This window comes from Bordetella genomosp. 13 (assembly GCF_007679965.1).
In the GTDB taxonomy this organism is placed as follows: domain Bacteria; phylum Pseudomonadota; class Gammaproteobacteria; order Burkholderiales; family Burkholderiaceae_B; genus Bordetella.
The window spans coordinates 332,880-355,444 of sequence record NZ_VEHL01000005.1 but is presented as its reverse complement, the minus strand read 5'-3'; the positions used below and the strand labels follow the sequence as shown (position 1 = coordinate 355,444).

Annotated in this window: 17 protein-coding genes; 6 read left to right on the top strand and 11 right to left on the bottom strand. The window is 69.8% G+C overall.

All coding sequences use genetic code 11. From position 1 onward, the window contains the following. Positions 1-23: 23 nt before the first annotated feature. Positions 24-1,697 carry an energy-dependent translational throttle protein EttA gene (gene ettA, locus FS845_RS14890; protein ID WP_144636630.1) on the bottom strand — a complete coding sequence of 558 codons (1,674 nt, stop codon included), beginning with the start codon at positions 1,695-1,697 and terminating at the stop codon, positions 24-26. 161 nt (positions 1,698-1,858) lie between these two features. Between ettA and FS845_RS14885 the strand changes: the two genes are divergently transcribed. Together FS845_RS14885 and FS845_RS14880 are read left to right on the top strand one after the other, a co-directional pair. Beyond that, on the top strand, positions 1,859-2,371 hold the full coding sequence (locus tag FS845_RS14885) for a hypothetical protein (RefSeq protein WP_144636628.1): 513 nt from the start codon (positions 1,859-1,861) through the stop codon (positions 2,369-2,371). Positions 2,372-2,545: 174 nt separating this feature from the next. Beyond that, complete coding sequence (locus FS845_RS14880) at positions 2,546-3,139, top strand: M23 family metallopeptidase (protein WP_144636626.1); 594 nt, start codon at positions 2,546-2,548, stop codon at positions 3,137-3,139. A 12-nt stretch (positions 3,140-3,151) separates the two neighbouring features. On the opposite strand, the gene FS845_RS14875 is transcribed toward FS845_RS14880, so the two are convergent. After that, positions 3,152-4,078 (bottom strand): glycosyltransferase family 2 protein, encoded by a 927-nt coding sequence (locus tag FS845_RS14875; RefSeq protein WP_144636624.1) that lies wholly within the window; start codon positions 4,076-4,078, stop codon positions 3,152-3,154. Between the two features lie 105 nt (positions 4,079-4,183). On the opposite strand from FS845_RS14875, the gene FS845_RS14870 reads away from it, so the two are divergent. Continuing rightward, entirely contained in the window at positions 4,184-5,143 is a 960-nt protein-coding gene (locus tag FS845_RS14870; RefSeq protein WP_144636622.1) for a LysR family transcriptional regulator, read from the top strand. 13 nt (positions 5,144-5,156) lie between these two features. Here the strand turns inward: FS845_RS14870 and FS845_RS14865 are convergent, their stop codons facing one another. The 5 genes from FS845_RS14865 to FS845_RS14850 all read right to left on the bottom strand — a co-directional run bounded on the left by FS845_RS14865 (position 5,157) and on the right by FS845_RS14850 (position 8,408). Then, positions 5,157-5,633, bottom strand: coding sequence for a DUF1330 domain-containing protein (locus tag FS845_RS14865; RefSeq protein ID WP_260986289.1), 477 nt, complete (start codon positions 5,631-5,633; stop codon positions 5,157-5,159). Between the two features lie 12 nt (positions 5,634-5,645). Then, positions 5,646-6,299, bottom strand: a complete 654-nt coding sequence (locus tag FS845_RS14860; protein WP_144636620.1) for a DUF2239 family protein — start codon at positions 6,297-6,299, stop codon at positions 5,646-5,648. A gap of 244 nt (positions 6,300-6,543) precedes the next feature. Beyond that, a complete protein-coding gene (locus FS845_RS26840) occupies positions 6,544-6,672 on the bottom strand; it encodes a hypothetical protein (protein WP_019936597.1) in 129 nt (42 codons plus the stop codon). Positions 6,673-6,841: 169 nt separating this feature from the next. After that, complete coding sequence (locus FS845_RS14855; RefSeq protein ID WP_144636618.1) at positions 6,842-7,768, bottom strand: sugar kinase; 927 nt, start codon at positions 7,766-7,768, stop codon at positions 6,842-6,844. Continuing rightward, the gene (locus FS845_RS14850) at positions 7,761-8,408 is read right to left on the bottom strand and encodes a bifunctional 4-hydroxy-2-oxoglutarate aldolase/2-dehydro-3-deoxy-phosphogluconate aldolase (RefSeq protein WP_144636616.1); all 648 of its coding nucleotides are present in this window, start codon (positions 8,406-8,408) and stop codon (positions 7,761-7,763) included. Before FS845_RS14850 ends, FS845_RS14855 begins: the two co-directional genes overlap by 8 nt. 225 nt (positions 8,409-8,633) lie before the next feature. Between FS845_RS14850 and uvrA the strand changes: the two genes are divergently transcribed. From uvrA to FS845_RS14835, 3 genes are all read left to right on the top strand, one after another. Next, complete coding sequence (gene uvrA / locus FS845_RS14845) at positions 8,634-14,435, top strand: excinuclease ABC subunit UvrA (RefSeq protein WP_144636614.1); 5,802 nt, start codon at positions 8,634-8,636, stop codon at positions 14,433-14,435. Between the two features lie 108 nt (positions 14,436-14,543). Beyond that, complete coding sequence (locus FS845_RS14840) at positions 14,544-15,755, top strand: aminodeoxychorismate synthase component I (protein WP_144636612.1); 1,212 nt, start codon at positions 14,544-14,546, stop codon at positions 15,753-15,755. Between the two features lie 127 nt (positions 15,756-15,882). Beyond that, positions 15,883-16,542, top strand: a complete 660-nt coding sequence (locus FS845_RS14835; protein WP_144636611.1) for an aminotransferase class IV family protein — start codon at positions 15,883-15,885, stop codon at positions 16,540-16,542. A gap of 243 nt (positions 16,543-16,785) precedes the next feature. Here the strand turns inward: FS845_RS14835 and FS845_RS14830 are convergent, their stop codons facing one another. The 4 genes from FS845_RS14830 to FS845_RS14815 form a co-directional block, all read right to left on the bottom strand. Then, entirely contained in the window at positions 16,786-17,640 is an 855-nt protein-coding gene (locus FS845_RS14830) for a ThiF family adenylyltransferase (RefSeq protein WP_144636609.1), read from the bottom strand. A gap of 105 nt (positions 17,641-17,745) precedes the next feature. Further along, positions 17,746-19,143 (bottom strand): efflux transporter outer membrane subunit, encoded by a 1,398-nt coding sequence (locus FS845_RS14825; protein WP_144636607.1) that lies wholly within the window; start codon positions 19,141-19,143, stop codon positions 17,746-17,748. Positions 19,144-19,283: 140 nt separating this feature from the next. Next, entirely contained in the window at positions 19,284-21,263 is a 1,980-nt protein-coding gene (locus FS845_RS14820) for a MacB family efflux pump subunit (RefSeq protein WP_144636605.1), read from the bottom strand. A 1-nt stretch (position 21,264) separates the two neighbouring features. Next, positions 21,265-22,452, bottom strand: a complete 1,188-nt coding sequence (locus FS845_RS14815) for an efflux RND transporter periplasmic adaptor subunit (RefSeq protein WP_144636603.1) — start codon at positions 22,450-22,452, stop codon at positions 21,265-21,267. Positions 22,453-22,565 lie beyond the last annotated feature (113 nt).

The following is a 22,565-nucleotide window of genomic DNA, read 5'->3' as shown; positions in this document are numbered from 1 at the left end:
GCCCGCGGCATGGCGAGCAGCGCTTACTTCAGCGCCTTGTAGCGCAGGCGCTTGGGCTTGGCGCCCTCTTCGCCCAGGCGCTTCTTCTTGTCGGCTTCGTATTCCTGGTAGTTGCCGTCGAAGAACACCACCTGCGACTCGCCCTCGAAGGCCAGGATGTGCGTGGCGATGCGGTCGAGGAACCAGCGGTCGTGGCTGATGACCATGACGCTGCCGGGATACTCGAGCAGCGCGTCTTCGAGCGCGCGCAGCGTTTCCACGTCGAGGTCGTTGGACGGTTCGTCCAGCAGCAGCACGTTGCCGCCGGCGATCAGCGTCTTGGCCATGTGCAGGCGGCCGCGTTCGCCGCCGGACAGCTGGCCCACCACCTTGTTCTGGTCGCCGCCCTTGAAGTTGAAGCGGCCCAGGTAGGCGCGCGACGACATCTCGAACTTGCCGACGGTGAGCATGTCGGCGCCGTCGGACACGGCGTCGAACACGGTCTTCTTGTCTTCCAGCGCGTCGCGCGACTGGTCGACGTAGGCCAGCTTGACGGTCTGGCCGATGACGACCTCGCCCGAATCGGGCTGCTCGCGGCCCGCGATCATGCGGAACAGCGTCGATTTACCGGCGCCGTTGGGGCCGATGATGCCGACGATGGCGCCGGGCGGCACCTTGAAGCTGAGGTTGTCGATCAGCAGGCGATCGCCGTAGGCCTTGCTGACGTTGTTGAACTCGATGACCTCGTTGCCCAGGCGCTCGCCCACCGGAATGAAGATTTCCTGGGTTTCGTTGCGCTTCTGGTATTCGTAGGAGGACAGCTCCTCGAAGCGGGCCAGGCGGGCCTTGGCCTTGGCCTGGCGGCCCTTCGGGTTCTGGCGCACCCATTCGAGTTCTTTCTTGATGGTTTTCTGGCGCGCGGACTCGGAGGCCTCTTCCTGCTTCAGGCGCGCGTCCTTCTGTTCGAGCCAGGTGCTGTAGTTGCCCTTCCAGGGGATGCCGTGGCCGCGGTCCAGTTCGAGGATCCACTCGGCGGCGTTGTCCAGGAAGTAGCGGTCGTGGGTGACGCCCACCACGGTGCCGGGGAACTTGTGCAGGAACTGTTCCAGCCACTCGACGGATTCGGCGTCCAGGTGGTTGGTGGGCTCGTCCAGCAGCAGCATGTCGGGCTTGGACAGCAGCAGGCGGCACAGCGCCACCCGGCGCTTCTCGCCGCCGGACAGCTTGCCCACGTTGGCCTCCCAGGGCGGCAGGCGCAGCGCGTCGGCGGCGATCTCCATCTGGTGCTCGATGTCGTCGGCGCCGCTGGACGCGGCGGCTTCGATGACCGCCTCGAGTTCGGCCTGCTCGGCGGCCAGCGCGTCGAAGTCGGCGTCGGGCTCGGCGTAGGCCGCGTAGACCTCGTCCAGGCGCTTCTTGGCGGCCATGGCGGCGCCCAGCCCTTCCTCGACCGCCTGGCGCACGGTGTGCTCGGGGTTCAGCTGCGGTTCCTGTGGCAGGTAGCCGATGTTCAGGCCGGGCATGGGAATGGCTTCGCCCTCGATCTCCTTGTCGACGCCCGCCATGATCTTGAGCAGCGTGGACTTGCCCGAGCCGTTCAGGCCCAGCACGCCGATCTTGGCGCCGGGGAAGAAGGAAAGCGAGATGTCGCGCAGGATCTGACGCTTGGGCGGCACGATCTTGCCGACGCGATTCATGGTGTAGACGTATTGGGCCATGGATGCGGGGAATCGGGGATGCGGGTTGCAGAAGCATCGATTGTAGGCCCTTCGCCGCCGGCCCGCCGCCGCGCGGCGCCGCTTCGCGGCCGCCGTCATGCAACCGTATCCGGATCGCGCGACAATAGCGGTCCTTCCGATTCCTCTACCAGGCCGCAGCCATGTCCGCCTCCGCCACGCCGCCCGCCTCGCTCGCCCGATTCAGCCCCTCCGAAATCGACATGCTGGCCAAGACGGCCGATGCCATGAGCGCCTACCTGGGCCAGCCCGTGCTGGCCGAAGTGGGCACCGACGAAGCCGGCCTGGAATGGGTCAGCTTCGGCATGCCGCTGGCGGAAGACGACGACGCCGAAGAACAGCCGCTGCACGTGCAGCTGGGCGGCACGGGCACGCGCCTGCTGGGCCAGCGCGGCGGCCTGCCGGAAAGCGCCGACCCCTACGACTGCCTGTTCCTGTGGGCCATCCAGATCTCGACCAACGAAGGCGAACGCTTCGTGAAGATCGACCAGGACGGCGAGGAATCCGCCTGGTCCGACGAACTGGTCGACGTGCTTCCCTTCTCGCTGCAGGACGAAGCGCTGCCGCCGGACGACGAGGACTACGACGACGAAGACGAGGACGACGAGGACGACGACGAGGACCTGCGCGACCACGTGCCGCCGTCCCGCTCCTGATCCGTCGGCAAGCCGCGGGCGCGGCGTGGGGCCCTTTTGCCGCCGGGCCGCCCCAAGGCAAAAGCGCCCCCTCGGGGGGCAGCAAGCCGAAGGCGCAGCGTGGGGGCCCCTCCCCGAGGAACCCTGCCCGCCTCGCGGGGTCCAACCGTCTTGCAGACGGACAGGACCTCGCCCATGACCGACGTCGCCACTCCCGTTCCATCCCGCACCTTCGGCCGCCGCCTGCGCGGCCTGCTGCTCTGGCTGGTGGTCCTCGCCCTGCTGGGCGCGGCCGGCTGGTGGAGCTGGCCGCGCATCCCGCCCGCCTGGCGCGCGCCCTGGCACGTGATGCGGCTGGCCCTGAAGCCCATTCCCGTCTCGCTGCCCGTGCCCGTGGCCGGTGTCTCGTCGCGTCAGTTGGCCGACACCTGGGGCGCCGCGCGCAGCCAGGGCCGCACCCACCAGGGCATCGACATCTTCGCCAGGCGCGGCACGCCGGTGGTGACCAGCACCGAAGGCGTGGTCACGCAGGTCGGCACCAACAACCTGGGCGGCAAGGTGGTGTGGGTCGTGGGGCCGGGCCGGCAGATGCACTATTACGCGCACCTCGACGACTATGCCGAGATCGCCCGCGGCGACCTGCTGAAGGCCGGCGACAAGGTGGGATACGTGGGCAATACCGGCAATGCGCGCGGCACGCCGCCGCACCTGCACTACGGCATCTACCAGACGGGCGGCGCCATCAATCCGTATCCGCTGCTGACGGCGCCCGCACGGGCCGGCAAGTGACCGCGGCGACGCCTACTGGCGGCGCCGGTCGCGCCGGTACAGCGCATAGCCCATCGGCCACAGCAGCCACACCAACGCCAGCGCGGCCGGATTCGTCAGCCGGTATCTGCTGACCGCGCTGGGCAGGCCCGAGCGCTCGAGGTACAGGCGGAAACGCGTATAGCGCGCCGCCGCCATCAGGAACACGCGCGGACGGCGGCCGATCATCGACATGTGGTGCTGCAGCGTGTCCCACGCCAGCAGATACAGGCCCTGCACGTTGCTGCCCGACACGCCGCCGCGCGTCAGGCTCTCGGCCGAATCGTGATAGATGCGCACCACGCGGTTGATGAAGCGCTGGCGGTAGCCGGCGCGCGCCACCGCCCACCACACCAGGCTCTCGGGCACGAATCCCGCCACGTCCTCGGGATACGGGAACCGGCGCAGCACGTCGGTGCGCATGCAGCTGAACTTCTCGCCGCGCACCTTGTGATGGAAGTACATGTCCAGCGCCGTGCCGTCGCGCAGCGCGTCGGGATACCTGTCGCCGACGATGTTGCCATCGGGCCGCGCGCACAGCCCCGTGACGGAGACGTAGCGGTCGCGCTGGTCCGCGGGGATCGCGTCCCATTCGTCTCGGAAAATCTGCAGCGCGTCGGGCGGCATCTCGTCGTCGCTGTCCAGCGCCACCAGCCACTTCCCCTGGGCCTCGCGCACGCCGCGGTTGATCGCGGCCTTCTTGTGCTGGTTGCGCTGCCACACGTACCGTATGCGAAAATCCGCACGGGCTTGCCACGCCTGCACGATCTGGTGCGTGGCGTCGGTCGACCCGTCATCCACGATCAACCATTCGAAATCGCGATAGGTCTGCCGGCTGAGCGATGCATAGACGCGCGGCAGGGTATCGGCACGGTTGTAGGTGGGGGTGACCACCGTGATGGCACAGTGTTGATCCGTCATGCGCAATGCCGTGTAGCAGGCGGTCTGGCAGGGGTGGAGAGGCTTTCAGTTTATGGGATACGTGTCTCAGGCAAGTATCAGAATTTCCGGATTTTGCAATCGAATATGACATCGCAATCCAGCGCCTCCGACGCCGACGCCGACGCGCACAACGTGCAGCTGAACGATATCGCCCTGTTCGTCGAGGTGGCGCGGCGCAAGAGCTTCAGCCTGGCCGCCCGCGCGCTGGACATGCCGACCTCCACGCTGTCGCGGCGCATCAACCAGCTGGAACAGGCCATCGGCATGCGGCTGATCAACCGCAACACGCGGCGGCTGGAACTGACCGACGCAGGCACCGTGTACCTGCAGCGCTGCCAGGGCCTGGTCGACGAGGCGCGGCTGGCGCACGAGCAGTTGCTGGCCCTGTCCGACCGTCCCAAGGGCCGGCTGAGCATCTCCATGCCGTACAGCCTGGCCATCTGGCTGCTGCCCGAGGCGCTGCGCGGCTTCACCGACCGCTATCCCGAACTGGACTGCGAGTTCGACCTGAGCATGCGCTCCAGTTCCGACTCGCACGGCACGCCGTACGACGTCATCCTGCGCTTCGGCCACGACCACAGCGACGCGGGGGCCGATGCCAACGCCGTCATCCAGGAAGTGCAGACGCTGGACAGTTACCTGTATGCGTCCACCGAGTATCTGGCGCAATACGGCCAGCCGCGCTCGCCAGCCGACCTGGCGCAGCACCAGTGCCTGCGCACGGCCATCGACGAGGCCTATTCGCACTGGAACCTGCATGACGGCGTCAGCAACATGCGCGTGCACGTTGATGGCCACGTGGCGGGCAACAACATCAGCGTGATGGGCACGCTGGCCGGACTGGGCATGGGCATCACACGGCTGCCCTACTGCCCGGCGCTGGACCCGGTGATCAAGCGCAACTCGCTGCAGCGCGTGCTGCCCGACTGGAAAGTGGACCCGATCTCGGTCTACGCGGTGTTTCCGTCGAACCTGCTGCCGGCCAAGACGCGCGCCTTCATGGAATTCATCCTGCCGATGCTCAAGCCGGCGGACGCGGCATAAGCCCCGTCGCCGCTCAAGCCGGCAAAGGCTGGCCCACCAGCGGCAGCAGGCGGGAATCCTCCAGCGCGGCGGTGCGGTGCCCGATACCGCACAGGTATTCGCGATGGCCGGCGAACGCCAGGAACGACGCGACGCTGTCCTGGCGTACCAGCATGGCCAGATCCCAGCGTTCGCCAGCGGGGCCGATCAGCCACGGGCCGCCCGCGCCCAGCATCATCAGGTCGCCGCCGCTGTCTCGCAGCAGCGGCAGCGTATGCGCGACATAGCGGTCGAAGGCCTGCGCCCCGCTGATGGGCTGCGCGGGCGCCAGCGCGGGATGCGCGGAATAGTCGGCGACCGCCCGGAAACGCAGCAGGTTCAGCATGATGACCGGGCCTTCGATGCCGCGCTGGATGAAGCGCCGGCCCGCGTCCTGCGTCGGTTCGAGATGGCGTATCGGGTTCGGCATGATGACGCCTTGCACGTCGAGATGGCGGGTCGGATTCGACATGATGTCCGCTGCTCACTGAGCGGCAGGCGCCGAGGCCGCGTCGGCCAGGCGCAGCACATAGGCCCGCACGTCTGCCGGCCATTGCGCGATGCATGCCTCCAGCCGCGCGCGGTCATCCGCGAACAACGCGCGCGTCGCTTCTTCGTAGCCGGGCAGGTTGCCGCCGATGGCCAGCATGACCTGGTAGGCCGCCTCCTGGGCGGCGCGCCGGCGCTGCTTCTGCCGCGACGCCGCGTCGTTGCGGGCCTGGTCGACCAGCCGGCGCAGCACCGCGGAAGCGCCGCCGGGCTGCGCGGACAGCCATTCCCATTGGCGCGGCAACAAGGTCACCTCGCGCGACACCACGCCCAGCTTGGGGCGGCCGCGGCCGCGCGGCTCGGACGATGCGCCGTCCTGCTCCGCCGCGCCGTCGTCCTGGACCTTGGAAGCGTAGCGGCCGCGTGGCAGCTCGACCGGCTGCGCCAGGCGCTTGACCACGTCGGCCTTGGTGCCGCGCAGGTCCAGGTCGATGACGCGGCCCGTGGCGTCGTCGAAGACCAGGACCGGATCGGGCGTGCCCATGTCCGTGGCGGTTTTCACGGCCAATGCGACTTCGACCAGTTCGCCCGCGGACAGCAGGCGGTGGCCGTCGAACGCGGTGACGGGCTTGGAAAGCGGATCGGACATGGAGGACTCCTGTTGAAGAGCCCAAATTATACCCAGGTAAATTAATTCAAATCAATATGATCCGGGTAAATTAAGCAATGCCGTCGTGGCATGGCCACGGCGCGTCTCATGCCGAGGCTTGCGGCCGCTGCCAGGTTCCGCCCGCGCCCAAAACAAAAAACCCCTCCGTGGAGGGGTTTCTGGCGTCGTCCCGAGGGGACGAGGAAGGGGCGGCCGGCTTCACGCCTGGCCGCGATCAGCGCAATTACACGCGCTTGACCTTCTCCAGCATCTTGAACACGCCCTTGGGCGACTTGACGAAGAGGCGCTTGAAGGCCTTGCCCAGGCAGCGGCGTTCCAGGGTGTTGCGACGGACGCGTTTACGTTCGGCCATGACTAATTCTCCGGTAGAGGTTCTATTCGGTTTGTTTCGGGTCTGGCCGAAAAGGCGGACGGCGAAATCAAGGATAACTCGGGATTCTAGCCCTGGACCCGGCCCCAAGGCAAATGGGCAGCGGCACGAAAAATAGGGACGTTAAAACGGCGCAACTGCGAGCGATGCGTCAACGCCGTGCCAGGAGTTGCCGCACCTGATCGGGGCGCGGCAGCGGATCGACCGCGCCATATCCCAGCGTGGACAGCGCCGCCGCCGCATTGGCATAGCGCACGGCATCCGGCCACGCGTCGCCGCGGCAACGCCGCGCCAGCAGGTTGCCGGCGAAGCAGTCGCCCGCGCCGGTGGCGTCCACCGCCTGCACGCGGTGGCTGGCGATGGGCGTGCGAACGCCGTCCTCGTCCAGCATCGAGCCGTCCTTGCCCAGCTTCAGCACCACGGCGCCGGGCGCGCCGGCCTGGCGGATCCAGTCCAGCGTACGGTCCGGGTCTTCATGACCCGTGAAATGCCGCAGATCGTCCATGCTGGGCAGGAACAGGTCGGCGTGGCACAAGGCTTCGCGCAGGATGGCACGGGCGCGGTCCAGCGGCCACAGCCCCAGCCGCAGGTTGGAATCCAGGCTGACCTGCACGCCCGCCGCGCGGGCCCGCGCGACGGCGGCGAATACCGTGTCGCAGGCACTGTCGCTGATCGCCAGGCTGATGCCCGACACGTGCAGGAAACGGGCGCGCTCGACCAGGCCGGCATCCAGGCCGTCGGGCCGCATGCGGGCCGCCGCGGAGTCGCGCCGCAGGTAGCTGAACGCATGTCCGTCCGGACCGTGCTGTACGAAGTAGACCCCGGTGTGCGCATCGGCGTCTACCCCCACGCCCGCGGTATCCACGCCTTCTGCGCGCCACAGGTCCAGCAACTGCCGTCCGAACGCATCGTCGCCCACGCGCGTCAGGTACGCGCAGCGCGCGCCCTGGCGAGCCGCCGCGATCACCGCATTGGAAGTATCGCCGCCGTATCCCTGGCGGTAATCGGGCTGGCCGGGGCGCGTCTGGTTGAATTCGATCAGGGCTTCGCCCAGTCCGACGACGTCGAACTCAGCCATGGCGCGCCTCCTGCCGGATCTGGCCGATCTGACCGACCAGCGCGGCGGTGTCGCGCGCCGCGAAGGCGGCCTTGTCGTACAGGGCGCCGCCGATGCCCACCAATGCCGCGCCGGCCGCGAAATACGCGGCCATGTTCTGGCGCGTGACGCCGCCCGTGGGGCAGAAGTCGGTGTCGGGAAACACGGATTTCAGCGCCGCCAGGTGGCCGGGCCCGCCCGTCTCGGCGGGGAAGACCTTCACCAGGTCGGCCCCCGCCGCGCGCGCGGCCAGCACCTCGGTCGGCGTGAACGCGCCCAGCAGGCACAGCGCGCCGGCCGCGTGGGCCATCTCGACCAGGCCCGGCGTGTGGCCCGGCGACACCAGGAAATCGGCGCCCGCCACCAGCGCGTCGCGCGCCTGGTCTTCGTCCAGTACCGTGCCGACGCCCAGCATCAGGGCATCGCCGTGCTGGTCGCGCAGCACGCGCACCAGGTCGGCCACGCCGGGAATGGTGCAGGTCAGTTCCAGGGTGTCGCAGCCGGCCGCGACGGCGACCTCGACGGCGTAGGCGGCCTGGGCCGCATCGGCGTAGCGCAGCACCGGCACGACGCGCGCGGCCAGCAGCCGGGCACGCAGGGAGACGGGATCGGAGCGGGTCATGGCACCTCTGTGGGCAAGGGCGTCCCGGCGGGACGGATAGCCGGTGCGTGTGTAAAACAAGGGCGCCGGCCTGGATTCCTGCTTTGATTATGCGCGTCCGTCCCCATGTGTGGCGTAAGACCATGTGAATCTGAGATACTGTTCATATATACAGATATCTCCGCGCCCCTCCCCTATCCGCCCCTTATTTCCGGCGCCCTGCCGGACACAGGCTACGATTACCCCATGAGCTCCGAAATCCGCATCGTTGGCGCCCGCCAGAACAACCTGAAGAACCTGGACGTGACCATCGCCACCGGCGAGCTGGTCGTCGTGACCGGCGTCTCGGGGTCGGGCAAGAGTTCGCTGGCCTTCGACACGCTGTACGCCGAAGGCCAACGCCGCTACGTCGAAACCTTCTCTCCCTATGCGCGCCAGTTCCTGGACCGCATGGACAAGCCGCAGGTCGACCGCATCGAGGGCATCCTGCCCGCCATCGCCATCGACCAGACCAATCCCGTACGCAGCTCGCGCAGCACGGTCGGCACCATGACCGAGCTGAACGACCACCTGAAGCTGCTGTACGCGCGCGGCGCCACACTGTTCTGCCGCTGCTGCGGCAAGCCGGTGCGGCGCGACTCGCCCGACTCCATCCACCGCGCGGTGGCCGAGCAGGCGCAGGCCGCGGGCGATCCGCGCCTGGTCATCACCTTCCCGCTGCCCGTGCCCGCCAACTTCACCGAAGACGAAGTGCGCGGTTTCCTCGAGCAGCAGGGCTACACCCGCGTGCACGCCGAGACCGAGCCCCGCGAAGGCGCGGTCAAGCAGGTCTCGCGCGGCAAGGGCAAGGGCAAATCCGCCGAACCGGTGACGGCGCGCCGCATCCTGCACGTGGTGCAGGACCGCCTGCGCTTCTCCAGCGCCGAACGCGAGCGCGTGATGGAAGCGCTGGACACCGCGCTGCGCATGGGCGCTGGCCACCTGGCCGTGCACGTCGTGGACGACGAGGGCCAGGACAGCGCCGTCTGGAAATTCAGCGACCGGCTGCACTGCGCCGACTGCGACATCGAATACAGCGATCCGCTGCCCAGCAGCTTTTCGTTCAACTCGCCGCTGGGCGCGTGCGAAAGCTGCCGCGGCTTCGGCCGCGTCATCGGCATCGACCTGGGCCTGGTCATTCCCGACGAGAACAAGACCCTGCTGGAAGGCGCCATCAAGCCCTGGCAGACGCCCTCGTTCAAGGAATGCCAGGACGACCTGGTGAAGTACGCGCCGCGCGCGGGCATCCCGCTGGGCGTGCCCTGGAAGAACATGTCGCAGGACCAGCGCGACTGGGTGCTGAACGGCGCCGCCGATTTCAAGGGCGGCAGCCAGGCGTGGAAGACGCAGTGGTACGGCGTGCACCGCTTCTTCGAGTGGCTGGAAAGCAAGGCCTACAAGATGCACGTGCGCGTGCTGCTGTCCAAGTACCGCAGCTACACGCCCTGCCCGACCTGCCTGGGCGCGCGCCTGAAGTCGGACGCGTTGTTGTGGCGATTGGGATCGAAGGCGGACGCCGATGCCGTGCTGCCGCCTGAAGATGGACGGTATCGACGCTTCCTGCCCGCCGGCGTCAGCTGGAGCCGCGAACTGCTGGATTCGCTGGACGGCCTGTCGGTGCACGACATGATGCTGCTGCCCATCGAGCGCGTGCGCAAGTTCTTCGACGGGCTGCGCCTGGAAGGCGTGATGGACGCGGCGTCCGACCTGCTGCTGACCGAGGCCCGCGCGCGCCTGCGCTTCCTGTGCGACGTGGGCCTGGGCTACCTGACGCTGGACCGGCAGAGCCGCACGCTGTCGGGCGGCGAGGTGCAGCGCATCAACCTGACCACCGCGCTGGGCACCTCGCTGGTCAACACGCTGTTCGTGCTGGACGAACCGTCCATCGGCCTGCACCCGCGCGACATGCATCGCGTGGTCGAGGTCATGCACCGCCTGCGCGACGCAGGCAACACGCTGGTGGTGGTCGAACACGACCCGCAGGTCATGGTGGCGGCCGACCGCATCATCGACATCGGCCCCGGCCCCGGCGAGCGCGGCGGGCAGATCGTGTTCGACGGCACCCCGCAGCAGCTGCGCGCGTCCAGTACGCTGACGGGCGACTACCTAGGCGGCCGCCAGCGCGTCGAAGCGCCGCGGCCCATGCCGGTGGCGGCCAACACGCCGAAGCTCATCCTGGAAGGCGCGCGCGCCCACAACCTGCGCGACGTCTCGGTCGAACTGCCGCTGGGCCGCCTGGTGTGCGTCACCGGCGTCTCGGGCTCGGGCAAGTCCACGCTGGTGCAGGATGTGCTGTATCCCGCGCTGCTGAAGTACCAGGGCAAGCCGACCGAGGCGCCGGGCGAGTTCGACCGCCTGCTGGGCGCCGAACAGATCGCCGACGTCGTCATGGTCGACCAGACGCCCATCGGCAAGACCGCGCGCTCCAATCCGGCCAGCTACGTCGGCGCGTTCGACGCCATCCGCAAGCTGTACGCGCAGGCGCCGCTGTCGCGCGAGCGCGGCTACACCGCGGGCATCTTCAGCTTCAACAGCGGCGACGGCCGCTGCCCCACCTGCGGCGGCACGGGCTTCGAGCACGTCGAGATGCAGTTCCTGTCCGACGTGTACCTGCGCTGCCCCGACTGCGACGGCAAGCGCTTCCGGCCCGAGGTGCTGGAAGTGCGCGTCGAGCACCTGGGCCGGAGCGCGTCCATAGACCAGGTGCTGGACATGACCGTCAGCGAGGCGCTCGAGTTCTTCAAGGGCCTGCGCGACGTGCAGACGGGCCTGGCGCCGCTGGCCGACGTGGGCCTGGAATACGTGCGCCTGGGCCAGCCCGTGCCCACGCTGTCGGGCGGCGAGGCGCAGCGCCTGAAGCTGGCCGGCCACCTGGCCGAGGCCGCGCGCAGCGGCATCTCCACCGCCAAGGTCGCCAAGAAAGGCAGCCTGTTCCTGTTCGACGAACCCACCACCGGGCTGCACTTCGACGACGTGGCGCGCCTGATGCGCGCCTTCCGCAAGCTGCTGGCCGCCGGCCACACGCTGCTGGTCATCGAGCACAACCTGGACGTGATCCGCGCGGCCGACTGGCTGATCGACCTGGGTCCGGACGGCGGCGACGCCGGCGGCGAACTGGTCGGGGTGGGCACGCCGCAAGACCTGATGGACAATCCGCGCTCGCACACCGGCCAGGCGCTGCGCGAATACGAGGGCTCGGTGCTGCCCGCCTCGCCCGTGCCCGCCGACGTGGTGGTGCCCACCGACATGGACGCGCAGGAAGCCGAGCAGGCCGGCCTGGTGCCGGCGCTGGCCGAGCCCGGCGCGGCCTATGGCGACGGCGCCGCGCCGGCCACCGCCGGGGCAGGCACGCCGCTGCAATCGCTGATGCGCCGCCGCCGCAAGGCCAGCCAGGCCATCGAGATCCTGAACGCGCGCGAGCACAACCTGAAGAACGTCAGCGTGGAGATTCCGCGCGACAAGTTCACGGTGATCACCGGTGTGTCGGGCTCGGGCAAGTCGACCCTGGCCTTCGACATCCTGTTCAACGAAGGCCAGCGCCGCTACCTGGAATCGCTGAACGCGTACGCGCGCGCCATCGTGCAGCCGGCCGGCAAGCCGGACGTGGACGCCATCTTCGGCATCCCGCCCACCGTGGCCATCGAGCAGCGCACCAGCCGCGGCGGACGCAAGTCGACCGTGGCCACGATGACCGAGATCCACCATTTCCTGCGCCTGCTGTACATGAAGCTGGGCACGCAGTACTGCCCCGACTGCCACGTGGCCGTCGAGCCGCAGAACACCGACCAGATCGTGGCGCGCCTGCTGCGCGAGCACAAGGGCCAGCACATCGGCATCCTGGCTCCGCTGGTCACCGCGCGCAAGGGCTACTACACCGACCTGGCCAAGTGGGCCGCGGGCAAGGGCCACACGCACCTGCGCGTGGACGGCGCCTTCATTCCGGTGTCGCCGTGGCCGCGCCTGGACCGCTACAAGGAACACACCATCGAGCTGCCGGTGGCCGACGTGGTGGTCGACCCCGCGCGCGAGGACGAGCTGCGCGCCGCCGTCAAGAGCGGGCTGGAACACGGCCAGGGCCTGCTCAACGTGGTCTGGCCGGTGGACAAACTGCACGAGGCGCTGGACAGCGACCTGCAGCACCAGCATTTCTCGGTGAAGCGCGCCTGCCCGTCTTGCGGCACCAGTTTCCCCGAGCCGGATCCGCGCCTGTTCTCGTACAACTCCAAGCACGGCTGGTGCACCGGCTGCTTTGGCACGGGCCTGCAACTGCAGGGCTTCGACGAAGAGCAGACGGGCGAGGAAACCGCCTGGAACGCCTGGTTCGAAGGCGAGGCCAAGCCCTGCAACGTGTGCCACGGACAGCGCCTGAATCGCGTGGCGCTGGCCGTGCAGTGGCGCGACCGCTCCATCGCGGAACTGGCTTCGCTGCCGGTCAGCGATGCGCACACCTTCTTCACGGGCCTGGTGGCGCGCGGCCGCGAGGGAGAGATCGCGCGCGACATCCTGGCCGAGATCCGCGGCCGCCTGACCTTCATGCAAGAGGTGGGCCTGGGCTACCTGGCGCTGGACCGCGCCGCGCCCACGCTGTCGGGCGGCGAGGCGCAGCGCATCCGCCTGGCGGCGCAGCTGGGCTCGAACCTGCAGGGCGTGTGCTACGTGCTGGACGAGCCCACCATCGGCCTGCATCCGCGCGACAACCGCATCCTGCTGGACGCGCTGGCGCGCCTGGAGGGCAACGGCAACACGCTGGTGGTGGTCGAGCACGACGACGACACCATCCGCCGCGCCTCGCACATCATCGACATCGGTCCCGGCGCGGGCATCCGCGGCGGCCGCGTGGTGGCGCAGGGCACGGCCGAGGACCTGGTGGCCTCGTCCGAATCCATCACGGGCCGCTACCTGGCCCGCCCGCTGGCCCACCCGCTGAACGGCCGCCGCGCCATCGAGGCCGACACGCCGATGATCCAGATCCAGGGCGCGCGGCTGCACAACCTGCGCGGCGTGGACGCGCGCATTCCGGTGGGCCGCCTGACCGTGGTCACCGGCGTGTCCGGCTCGGGCAAGTCCACGCTGGCGCGCGAGGTGCTGCTGGACAACCTGACGCAGGCCGTGTCGCAGCGCAAGGCGCCCGCGTGGGGCGGCTGCGAGCGCATCACCGGCTGGGAAGTGCTGGACCGCGTGCTGGAAGTGGACCAGACGCCCATCGGCAAGACGCCGCGCTCGTGCCCGGCCACGTACGTGGGCTTCTGGGACGACGTGCGCAAGCTGTTCGCCGACATGCGCGAATCGCGCGTGCGCGGCTGGACGGGCGCGCGCTTCTCGTTCAACACCGGCGACGGCCGCTGCCCGGTCTGCGAGGGCCAGGGCATGCGCACCATCGAGATGAGCTTCCTGCCCGACGTGAAGGTGCCCTGCGATGCGTGCAACGGCGCGCGCTTCAACAGCGACACGCTCAGCGTGAAGATGCGCGACAAGAACGCCGGCGAAGTGCTGTCCATGGAAGTGGACGACGCCATCGGCTACTTCGCGTCGCATCCGAAGATCCTGCGGCCCCTGCAGCTGATGCAGGACGTGGGCCTGGGCTACCTGACGCTGGGCCAGCCCTCTCCCACCCTGTCGGGCGGCGAGGCGCAACGCATCAAGCTGGTGACCGAGCTGTCCAAGGCGCGCCTGACCGAGGGCGTGTTCAAGACGGGGCGCGCCTCGCGCGCGCCGCACACGCTGTATGTGCTGGACGAGCCCACGGTGGGCCTGTCCATGGCCGACGTCGAAAAGCTGGTGCACGTGCTGCACCGGCTGGTCGAGGCCGGCAACACGGTGGTGGTGATCGAGCACAACCTGGACGTGATCGCGGAAGCCGACTGGCTGCTGGACCTGGGCCCCGAAGGCGGTACGGGCGGCGGCCAGCTGGTGGCCGAGGGCTCGCCCGAGGACGTGATGGCGGCAAAGGATGCCTCGCATACGGGCCGCATCCTGCGCGAGTTCATGGCGCAGACGCAGCAGGCCTGAGTGCGCTACGCTCACGCCCGCGGCGTTCCGGCGGGATGCGGTGCAGCTGCCGCATCCCCGCCTGGACCCGCCTGTATCCAACCCTGATGGCAGCCCGGCAAGACTGACATGAAGTGCCGTTTCGAAGACCGCCTGGCCGGCCGGGCGCTGGAGCTGCTCGATCCCCGCGAGCGCATCGTCGCGCGCAGCCGGGACGAAATGTCCGGCGCACTGCGGGCCATCGAGGCCGCGCGCGCAGCGGGCCGCTGGGTGGCCCTGCTGCTGGACTACGAGCTGGGCGAATGGCTGCTGCCGGAAGCCACGCTGCCGCCGCCCGACGAGCCGGGCGGCGCGCCCGTGCCTGGCTTGCGGGCCGAGGACCGCAGTCCGCGGCTGACCGCGCTGGTGTTCGACCGGGTGCGGACCGAGGCGCCATGGCCGGCGCCCGCGTCGGATGCGTCCGGGAGCGCGGCGCCGGGCGATGCGGCAGATGACGACGCGGCGCCCGTCGATGCGGCGCATATCCGCGCCGTCGTCCCCCGCATGGCGCGCGAGGATTACGTCCAGCGCATCGCCCGCATACGCGACCTGATCGCGCAGGGCGAGCTGTACCAGGTCAACTACACCCTGCCGCTGGACGTGGCCGTCGAGGGCGACCCGCAGGCGCTGTATCGGCGGATCGCCGCGCGCCATCCGGTGGCCCATGCGGCCTATGTGGACGACGGCCTGCGCACCGTGCTGTCCTTCTCGCCCGAACTGTTCGTGGCCCGCCAGGGCACGCGGCTGGTGACGCGGCCCATGAAGGGCACGGCGCCGCGCCATGCCGATCCGGCCGAGGACCAGCGGCTGGGCCAGGCCCTGCGGGCCAGCCCGAAGGATCGCGCCGAGAACCTGATGATCGTCGACCTGCTGCGCAACGACCTGGGCCGCCTGGCCCGGCCAGGCTCGGTGCGGGTGGACGCGCTGTTCTCGCTGGAGAAGTACCCCAGCGTCTGGACGCTGACCTCGACCATCTCGGCCGAGGCGCCCGACGCCACGCTGGCGCAGGTGCTGGCCGCGCTGTTTCCGTGCGGCTCCATCACCGGCGCCCCCAAGGTCACCGCCATGCGCCGCATCCGCCGCATGGAGGTCGCGCCGCGCGGCCTGTATTGCGGCAGCATCGGCTGGCTGGCGCCCAATGGCGACTTCTCGCTGAACGTGGCGATCCGCACCCTGGTGCTGCCCTCCGGCGACGCTCCGGCGCGGCACGGCGTGTACCATGTGGGCGGCGGCATCGTGCACGACTCCGACTCGGAACGGGAATGGCAGGAATGCCATTGGAAGGCGCGCATCCTGGGCTGACGCCCGCGGCGGCCCGGCGCCATCGGCCGCTTTTGCGCCCCGGCGCCGGACCGCTTCCGGAACAGCGCCGCACGCCGCGAGCGGCACCGCGGCACAAGGCCATGTCGAAATCCACACAGGAGCATGCATGCGGCCCGAACTGATTGAAACCATGCTGGTCACGTCGGGCCGACGCATTCCCCTGCTGCATCGCCACCTGACACGGCTGCGCACCTCGGCGCAGGCGCTGCAATACCCGTGCGAGCCCGAGGCCATCGAGGCCGACGTGCGCGCCGCCGCCAGCATGGCCCTGGCCCCCGGGCCGCACCGCCTGCGCCTGCTGCTGAACAGCGCCGGCGACCGCACCGTGCAGGCCTCGCCGCTGCCCGAGCTCGGGTCGGCCCAGGCCGTCATGCTGTCGTCCGATCCGCTGGACCCCGCCGAACCCCTGCTGCGCCACAAGACCACCCACCGTCCCTGGTACGAGGCCTCGACGGCGTGGTTGGCGCGGCATCCGGACGTGTTCGACGTGCTTTACCTGAACACGCGCGGCGAGCTGTGCGAAGGCACGCGTAGCAACGTCTACCTGAAGCTGGGCGGCCAATGGTTCACGCCAGCGGCCGGCAGCGGCTGCCTGCCTGGCGTGCAGCGCGCGGAACTGCTCGACCAGGGCACGGTCCAGGAACGCACCCTGACCGCCGCCATGCTACGCCAGGCCGAAGCCATCCGCGTCTCGAACGCGCTGCGCGGCTGGTTCGACGTGACCTTGCTGGACACCGTCACCCAGCCCGAGACCGCTTCCACGTAGACCAGGCCGCGCACGCGCCACACTGCAGGGCACCCTCTCCACCCACGGCTTGAATCGCGCCTCGCCGGGCCGACTCCGATGTAGCCGCTGCGCGGGGCCACCGGCCGGGCTGGCCAATTGGAGGAGGGGAAGCCGCGTAGCGGCCGAGGGCGCCTGGGGGCGCGCCCGAGCCCGACGACTTGGCCGGCCCGGCCGGTGGCCCCGCGCAGCGGCGGCCTCAAGAACCCACCGTCCAGGAAAGAATCAAGCCAGCGCCAGCCGCAGGGCCTCGTTGGCGGCTGCCAGGCCCATCGCGGCGGTCACGGTCACCACCGACCCGTAGCCCGCGCAGGACAGCCCCTGCGGCGCGGCCGCGGCCTCGGCCTGCGCCCCCATGTCGTCTTCCATCTCGGCTGCCTGCGCCCATGCCTGCGGCAGGATCGCGGGCTGGTCGAACCACAGCGCCCGCACGCCCATGCGCGGCACGCGCTTGAGCGCCCGCCCCTGGGCATCCGACGCGCGCGGAAAGCCGTGCTCGCGGCGCAGCTTGTTGCGCAGCTTCGACAACAGCGCATCGTTCGCGGCCTCGGACAGGTCGCCCGCGCGCAAGGACAGCGGATCGGTCTTGCCGCCCGCCCCGCCGCACAGCAGCAGGGGCACGGCGCGGGCCCGCGCGTGCAGGATCATCGCGATCTTGGCCGCGGCCTGGTCCGTGCAATCGACGATGGCCGCGTAATGGCCCGCCAGCAGCTGGCCCACGTTGTCGGGGTCGACGAACTCGTCCACCCGCGTCACCACGCAGCCGGGATTGATGTCGCGGATGCGCGCGGCCATGGCCTCGATCTTGGCCTGCCCCAGCGTGGGCGTCAGCGCGTGGATCTGCCGGTTGACGTTGGATTCGGCGATGTGGTCCAGGTCGATCAGCGTCAGCGCGCCCACGCCGCAGCGCGCCAGCGCCTCGGCCGTCCAGGAGCCCACGCCACCCAGGCCCACCACCGCCACGTGCGCGCCGTACAGGCGCGCGGGCGCGCCCGGGCCGTACAACCGGGCCAGGCCGCCGAAACGGCGTTCGGCATCGATGTCGCAGGAGGGAGTGAGGTCGGGCGGGGCGATCGTCATGATGGGCGCTATTTTCCCACGTTCCCGGCGCGGCCCGCCGCCGCGGCGCCGCCGCAACGGCCGGAACCGCGGACGGGCGGCCTCTCGTGCGGCGGGCCCGCCGCGCTACGGCGCCAGCATCGGCTGGACCGTCGGCGCATCGCCGCCGCCCAGCGCCTGGTACAGCGACACCTGGTTCACCAGCCGGTTCAGGCCGTTCTCGGCCACCGCGATCTCGGCATTGCGGCGCTGCTGCTGCGCGTCCAGCCAGAAGCGCAGCGACACCGCGCCCGAGCGGTAGCGCACCTCGTACAGCCGCTCGGCGCGCCGCGCCGATTCCAGCGACTGCGCCAGCAGCCGCGCGCGCTCATTCAATTGCGTGCGCGCCGACAGCGCGTTCTCGACGTCGGCCATGGCCTGGTACAGGGCCTGCCGGAAACCGATCACGCGCTCTTCGAAGTCCGTGCGCGAGATGTCGATGTTCAGCTGCATCTGGTTGACCTGCAGGAACGGCAGGCTCAGCCCCGCGCCCAGCGTGGCCACGGGGTTCTGCAGCAGGTTGCCCAGCGCCGTGCTGGCCGAGCCCAGCGCGCCGGTCAGCGTGATGGGTGGGTAGTAGCTGTAGCGCGTGGCGTCCACGTTGGCCAGCGCGCCGCGCAGGCGCAGCTCGGCCGCGCGCAGGTCGGGACGGCGGCCCAGCAGGTCGGCCGGCAGGCCGGCGCGCACCGGCGGCGGTTCGGTCCGCGGCAGCGTCTGCGGATCGGTCACGATGCGGCCGGGCGGACCGTCGAACAGGATGGCCAGCGCATTGCGGTACTCCACGCGCTGCTGCAGCAGGTCGGTATGCGCGGCCTGCTGGTTGGCCAGGTTCTGCTCGGCCTCGGCCACTTCCAGCGCCGAGGCGCCGCCGGCCGCGTACTGCGCGCGCACCAGGTCCAGCGTGCGCTGCGCATACGTGATGCTTTCCGTGCTGGTGGCCAGGCGCTGGTTGATGAAGCCGATCTGCCAGTACAGCTGCGCGGTGGTGCCGGTCAGGCTCAGCGCGGTGCTCTGGCGGTCCTCTTCGGTGGCCTCGGCTTCCCACTGCGCCGCGTCGTGGGCGCGCGACAGACGGCCCCACAGGTCCAGCTCGTAGCTGACGCTCAGTTGCGCCTGGTTGCTGCGCGTGATGAACCGGTCGCCGTACAGGTTGCGCGTGCGGCTCACGTCCACGTTGCCGCCGAACAGTGGAAACTGGTCGGCGCGCGCCAGGCCGGCGGTCAGCTGCGCGCGGCGCACCCGCACGCCCGCAGCGGCCAGGTCGTTGTTGCGGGCCAGGGCCTGCTCGATCAACTGGTTCAGTGCGGCGTCTTCGAACGCCTGCCACCATGGTCCCGACAAGGCGGTGGCGTCGGCCGGCTGGCCCTGCGTCCACTGCAGCGGCACCTGCACGGCGGGCCGCTCGTAGCGGCTGTCCAGCAGGCCGCAGCCGCCCAGCAGCACGGCCGTCGCCAGCGCGGCGCTGGAGGGGCGCAGGGCACGCATCCACGCTCCGGGCGATCGTTGCGGGCAGCCGGGGAACGCCCACGCTGCGCCGTCGGCTTGCTGCCCCCCGAGGGGGCGATTTCTGCCCTGGGAGCGGCCCGGCGGCAAAAATGGGCGCGACAACCGTGATGGCATTTTCTTCATTCCCGGGCCAAGGATTCGATGGGGTCCAGCCGCGCCGCGTTGCGCGCCGGCAGATAGCCGAAGGCCACCCCGATCAGCGTTGAACATACGAAGGCGGCCACCATCGAGTTGGCCGAATACACCATCTGGAACGAGCCGCCGGTGGCCTTGGACACCAGCACGCCCAGCCCCAGCGACAGCGCGATGCCGGCCACGCCGCCGATCAGGCAGACCAGCACCGCCTCGATCAGGAACTGCTGCATGATGTCCGCGCGGCGCGCGCCCACGGCCATGCGCACGCCGATCTCGCGAGTGCGCTCGGTCACGGACACCAGCATGATGTTCATCACGCCGATGCCGCCCACCACCAGCGAGATCAACGCGATCATCGACACCAGCAGCGTCATGGTGGCCGTGGTGCGCTCGATGGTCTGGCGCACCGAGTCGGTGTTGAAGACGAAGAAATCCTTGGTGCCGTGGCGCTGCGTCAACAGCTTCACGATGGCCGCCTCGGCCGACTTGGTCGGCGTGTCGTCCGCCACCCGCACCGTGATGCTGCGCAGGTGCTGCTGGCCCAGCACGCGGCTCAGCGCCGTGGTGTACGGGATGTAGACGTTGAGCGTATCGGCGGCGCCGAACAGCGCCTCCTGCTTCTGCGTCACGCCCACCACGCGGCTGGGCACGCTGCCCAGCAGGATCACCTGGCCGATGGGATCGACGCCGGCGCCGAACAGGCGGTTGCGCGTGTTCTCGTCGATCACCACGTCCTGGCTGCGGCGCGTCACGGCGGTGGCGTCGAAGAACTGGCCCTGCGCCAGCTTCAGCCCGCGCACGCGGAAGAACTGCTCGCCCACGCCCTGCACGCTGCCGTTCACCGACACGTTGCGATAGCGCAGCGACACGCTGGTCGACACCTGCGGCGTGACGCTGTCGGCGTAGTGCTGGCGCGCCAGCGCATCGGCATCGGCGGGCACCAGCGTGCGGATGCGCGCGGCCTTCTCGTCGCCGAAGTTCTCGCCGGGATACACGTCCACCGTGTTGGTGCCCATCTGGCTGATGTCGTTCAGGATCTTCCGCCGCGAGCCCTCGCCCAGCGCCACCACCGACACCACGGCGGCGATGCCGATCACGATGCCCAGCATGGTCAGCGCGGTGCGCAGGCGGTGCGCGTTCATGGCCACCAGCGCCATGCGCAGCGCCTCGCCGGTGCGTTCGACGGCGCCCTGCCAGCGGGGCCGGCGGCGCGCCTGCTCGGGTTCGACCTCGGCCGGCGCGGCCGCGGCGGCTGCGGCGCTCGCGGCGGGCAGCTCGGTATTGAGGCGGTCAGCCACGATCTCGCCGTCGCGGATCTCGATGATGCGGCGCGCGTGCCGCGCCACTTCCATGTCATGGGTGACGATGACGATGGTGTGGCCGGCGGCGTTCAATTCTTCGAGGATGCGCAGCACCTCCTGGCCGGTGTGCGTGTCCAGCGCGCCGGTGGGTTCGTCGGCCAGGATCACCTCGCCGCCGTTCATCAGGGCACGCGCGATGCTGACGCGCTGCTGCTGCCCGCCCGACAGCTGGCTGGGCCGGTGATCGACGCGCTCGCCCAGGCCCAGGCGCCGCAGCAGCGCCTCGGCGCGCTCGCGTCGCGGCCCGCTGGCGCGGCCGGCATACACGGCAGGCATCTCGACGTTGCCGCGCGCCGTCAGGTCGCCCATCAGGTGGTAGCGCTGGAAGATGAAGCCGAAGTGCTCGCGCCGCAGTTCGGCCAGTTCGTCGGGCGACAGCTCTCCCGTGGCGCGTCCGCCGATGCGGTAGGCGCCGCGCGACGGGCGATCCAGGCAGCCCAGGATGTTCATCAGCGTGGACTTGCCGGAACCGGACGCGCCCACGATGGCCACCATCTCGCCGGCGGCGATCTCCAGGTTCACGTCCTTGAGCACCGCGATGGTCTGCTCGCCGGACACGAACTCGCGCCGCACGCCCTCCAGCCGGATCAATGCCTCGGCCACGTCAGCCCCTGGCAGCGGCGGCGGCCGGCGCCGCACCGGGCGCGTCGCCCGTGATGACCTTGTCGCCCTCCTGCAGGCCTTCCAGGATCTGCGCGTCGACGTTGTTGTTCAGGCCGACCTTGACCTGGCGCTCGACGGCGCGGCCGTCGGCGCCCAGCACGCGCACCGTGCGGGTGCCGTCCGGATGAGTCTTGCCCAGCGCCGCGGACGGCGCCACCAACGCCCCCTTGGCCTCGCCCAGCACGATGAACACCTGCGCCGTCATCGAGATGCGCAGCTTGCCATCCGGATTCGGCACATCGAACAGGCCGTTGTAGTACACCGCCGACGAGGTGCTGCTGGAGGAAGAGGAACTGCTCAGCAGCGAACTGGAATCGTCCTTCTGGATGGAGTCCGGCGCCGGTTCGATGGCCCGCAGCGTGCCGTAGTGGCGCGCGTCGGGCTCGCCCAGGATGATGAAGTAGGCCTTCTGGCCCGGCTTGACGCGCGTGACGTCGGCCTCGGAAATCTGCGCCTTCACCGTCATCGTCTCGACCTGCGCCACCTTGATGACGGTGGGCGCCGACTGGAACGAATTGATGGTCTGGCCTTCCTTGGTCACCACCGCGACGACGGTGCCGTCGATGGGCGACACGATGCGCGTGTAGCCCAGGTTGACCTTGGCCGTGTCCACTTCCACCTCGGCCTGCACGATCTGGGCCTGTAGCGAGGCGATCTCGGCGCGGGTCACGTTCAGGGTGGCCTCGGCGGTCTCGTAGTCCTCGCGCGAACTGGCGTCGGCGGCCAGCATCTCGCGCTGGCGGCGGAAGGCCAGCTCGGCCTGCCGCAGGCTGGCCTGCTTGGCGCTGAGGTCCGCGCGGCGGGCGTTGAGGGTGGCCTGCGCCGTGCGCAGGTCGTTCTGCTGGGTCAGGTCGTCGATCTCGGCCACCAACTGGCCGCGCTTGACGCGGTCGCCCAACTGCACCTTCAGCGACTTCAGCTGGCCGGTCGCCTGGGCGCCCACGCTGACCTGCCGCACGGCTTCCAGCGTGCCGCTGGCCAGCACGCTGTCTTCCAGGTCGGCGCGGCGCACCTCGGCCGTCGGGTAGGCGGGCGCGGGCGGCGTGGAGAAGAATGCCCATCTAACGGCGATCGCCGCCAGCAGCAGCACCACGGCAATCCAGAGCAAGCGCTTGGTCTTGGGTTTCATGGGGTACGAGTGGAAAGCAATAACGTTGCATTCTACGTGGGGCACGAGGCGGGCGTTCGGGAGGCCCGCGTTGCGTGGATGCCACAACGGTTGTCGATGAAATCGTTGATGCA

What these genes read in the sequence shown, in the direction of transcription:
- ettA (WP_144636630.1), bottom strand. Translation starts at nt 1,697, where the DNA reads ATGGCCCAATACGTCTACACCATGAATCGCGTCGGCAAGATCGTGCCG.
- FS845_RS14885 (WP_144636628.1), top strand. Translation starts at nt 1,859, where the DNA reads ATGTCCGCCTCCGCCACGCCGCCCGCCTCGCTCGCCCGATTCAGCCCC.
- FS845_RS14880 (WP_144636626.1), top strand. Translation starts at nt 2,546, where the DNA reads ATGACCGACGTCGCCACTCCCGTTCCATCCCGCACCTTCGGCCGCCGC.
- FS845_RS14875 (WP_144636624.1), bottom strand. Translation starts at nt 4,078, where the DNA reads ATGACGGATCAACACTGTGCCATCACGGTGGTCACCCCCACCTACAAC.
- FS845_RS14870 (WP_144636622.1), top strand. Translation starts at nt 4,184, where the DNA reads ATGACATCGCAATCCAGCGCCTCCGACGCCGACGCCGACGCGCACAAC.
- FS845_RS14865 (WP_260986289.1), bottom strand. Translation starts at nt 5,633, where the DNA reads ATGTCGAATCCGACCCGCCATCTCGACGTGCAAGGCGTCATCATGCCG.
- FS845_RS14860 (WP_144636620.1), bottom strand. Translation starts at nt 6,299, where the DNA reads ATGTCCGATCCGCTTTCCAAGCCCGTCACCGCGTTCGACGGCCACCGC.
- FS845_RS26840 (WP_019936597.1), bottom strand. Translation starts at nt 6,672, where the DNA reads ATGGCCGAACGTAAACGCGTCCGTCGCAACACCCTGGAACGCCGCTGC.
- FS845_RS14855 (WP_144636618.1), bottom strand. Translation starts at nt 7,768, where the DNA reads ATGGCTGAGTTCGACGTCGTCGGACTGGGCGAAGCCCTGATCGAATTC.
- FS845_RS14850 (WP_144636616.1), bottom strand. Translation starts at nt 8,408, where the DNA reads ATGACCCGCTCCGATCCCGTCTCCCTGCGTGCCCGGCTGCTGGCCGCG.
- uvrA (WP_144636614.1), top strand. Translation starts at nt 8,634, where the DNA reads ATGAGCTCCGAAATCCGCATCGTTGGCGCCCGCCAGAACAACCTGAAG.
- FS845_RS14840 (WP_144636612.1), top strand. Translation starts at nt 14,544, where the DNA reads ATGAAGTGCCGTTTCGAAGACCGCCTGGCCGGCCGGGCGCTGGAGCTG.
- FS845_RS14835 (WP_144636611.1), top strand. Translation starts at nt 15,883, where the DNA reads ATGCGGCCCGAACTGATTGAAACCATGCTGGTCACGTCGGGCCGACGC.
- FS845_RS14830 (WP_144636609.1), bottom strand. Translation starts at nt 17,640, where the DNA reads ATGACGATCGCCCCGCCCGACCTCACTCCCTCCTGCGACATCGATGCC.
- FS845_RS14825 (WP_144636607.1), bottom strand. Translation starts at nt 19,143, where the DNA reads ATGCGTGCCCTGCGCCCCTCCAGCGCCGCGCTGGCGACGGCCGTGCTG.
- FS845_RS14815 (WP_144636603.1), bottom strand. Translation starts at nt 22,452, where the DNA reads ATGAAACCCAAGACCAAGCGCTTGCTCTGGATTGCCGTGGTGCTGCTG.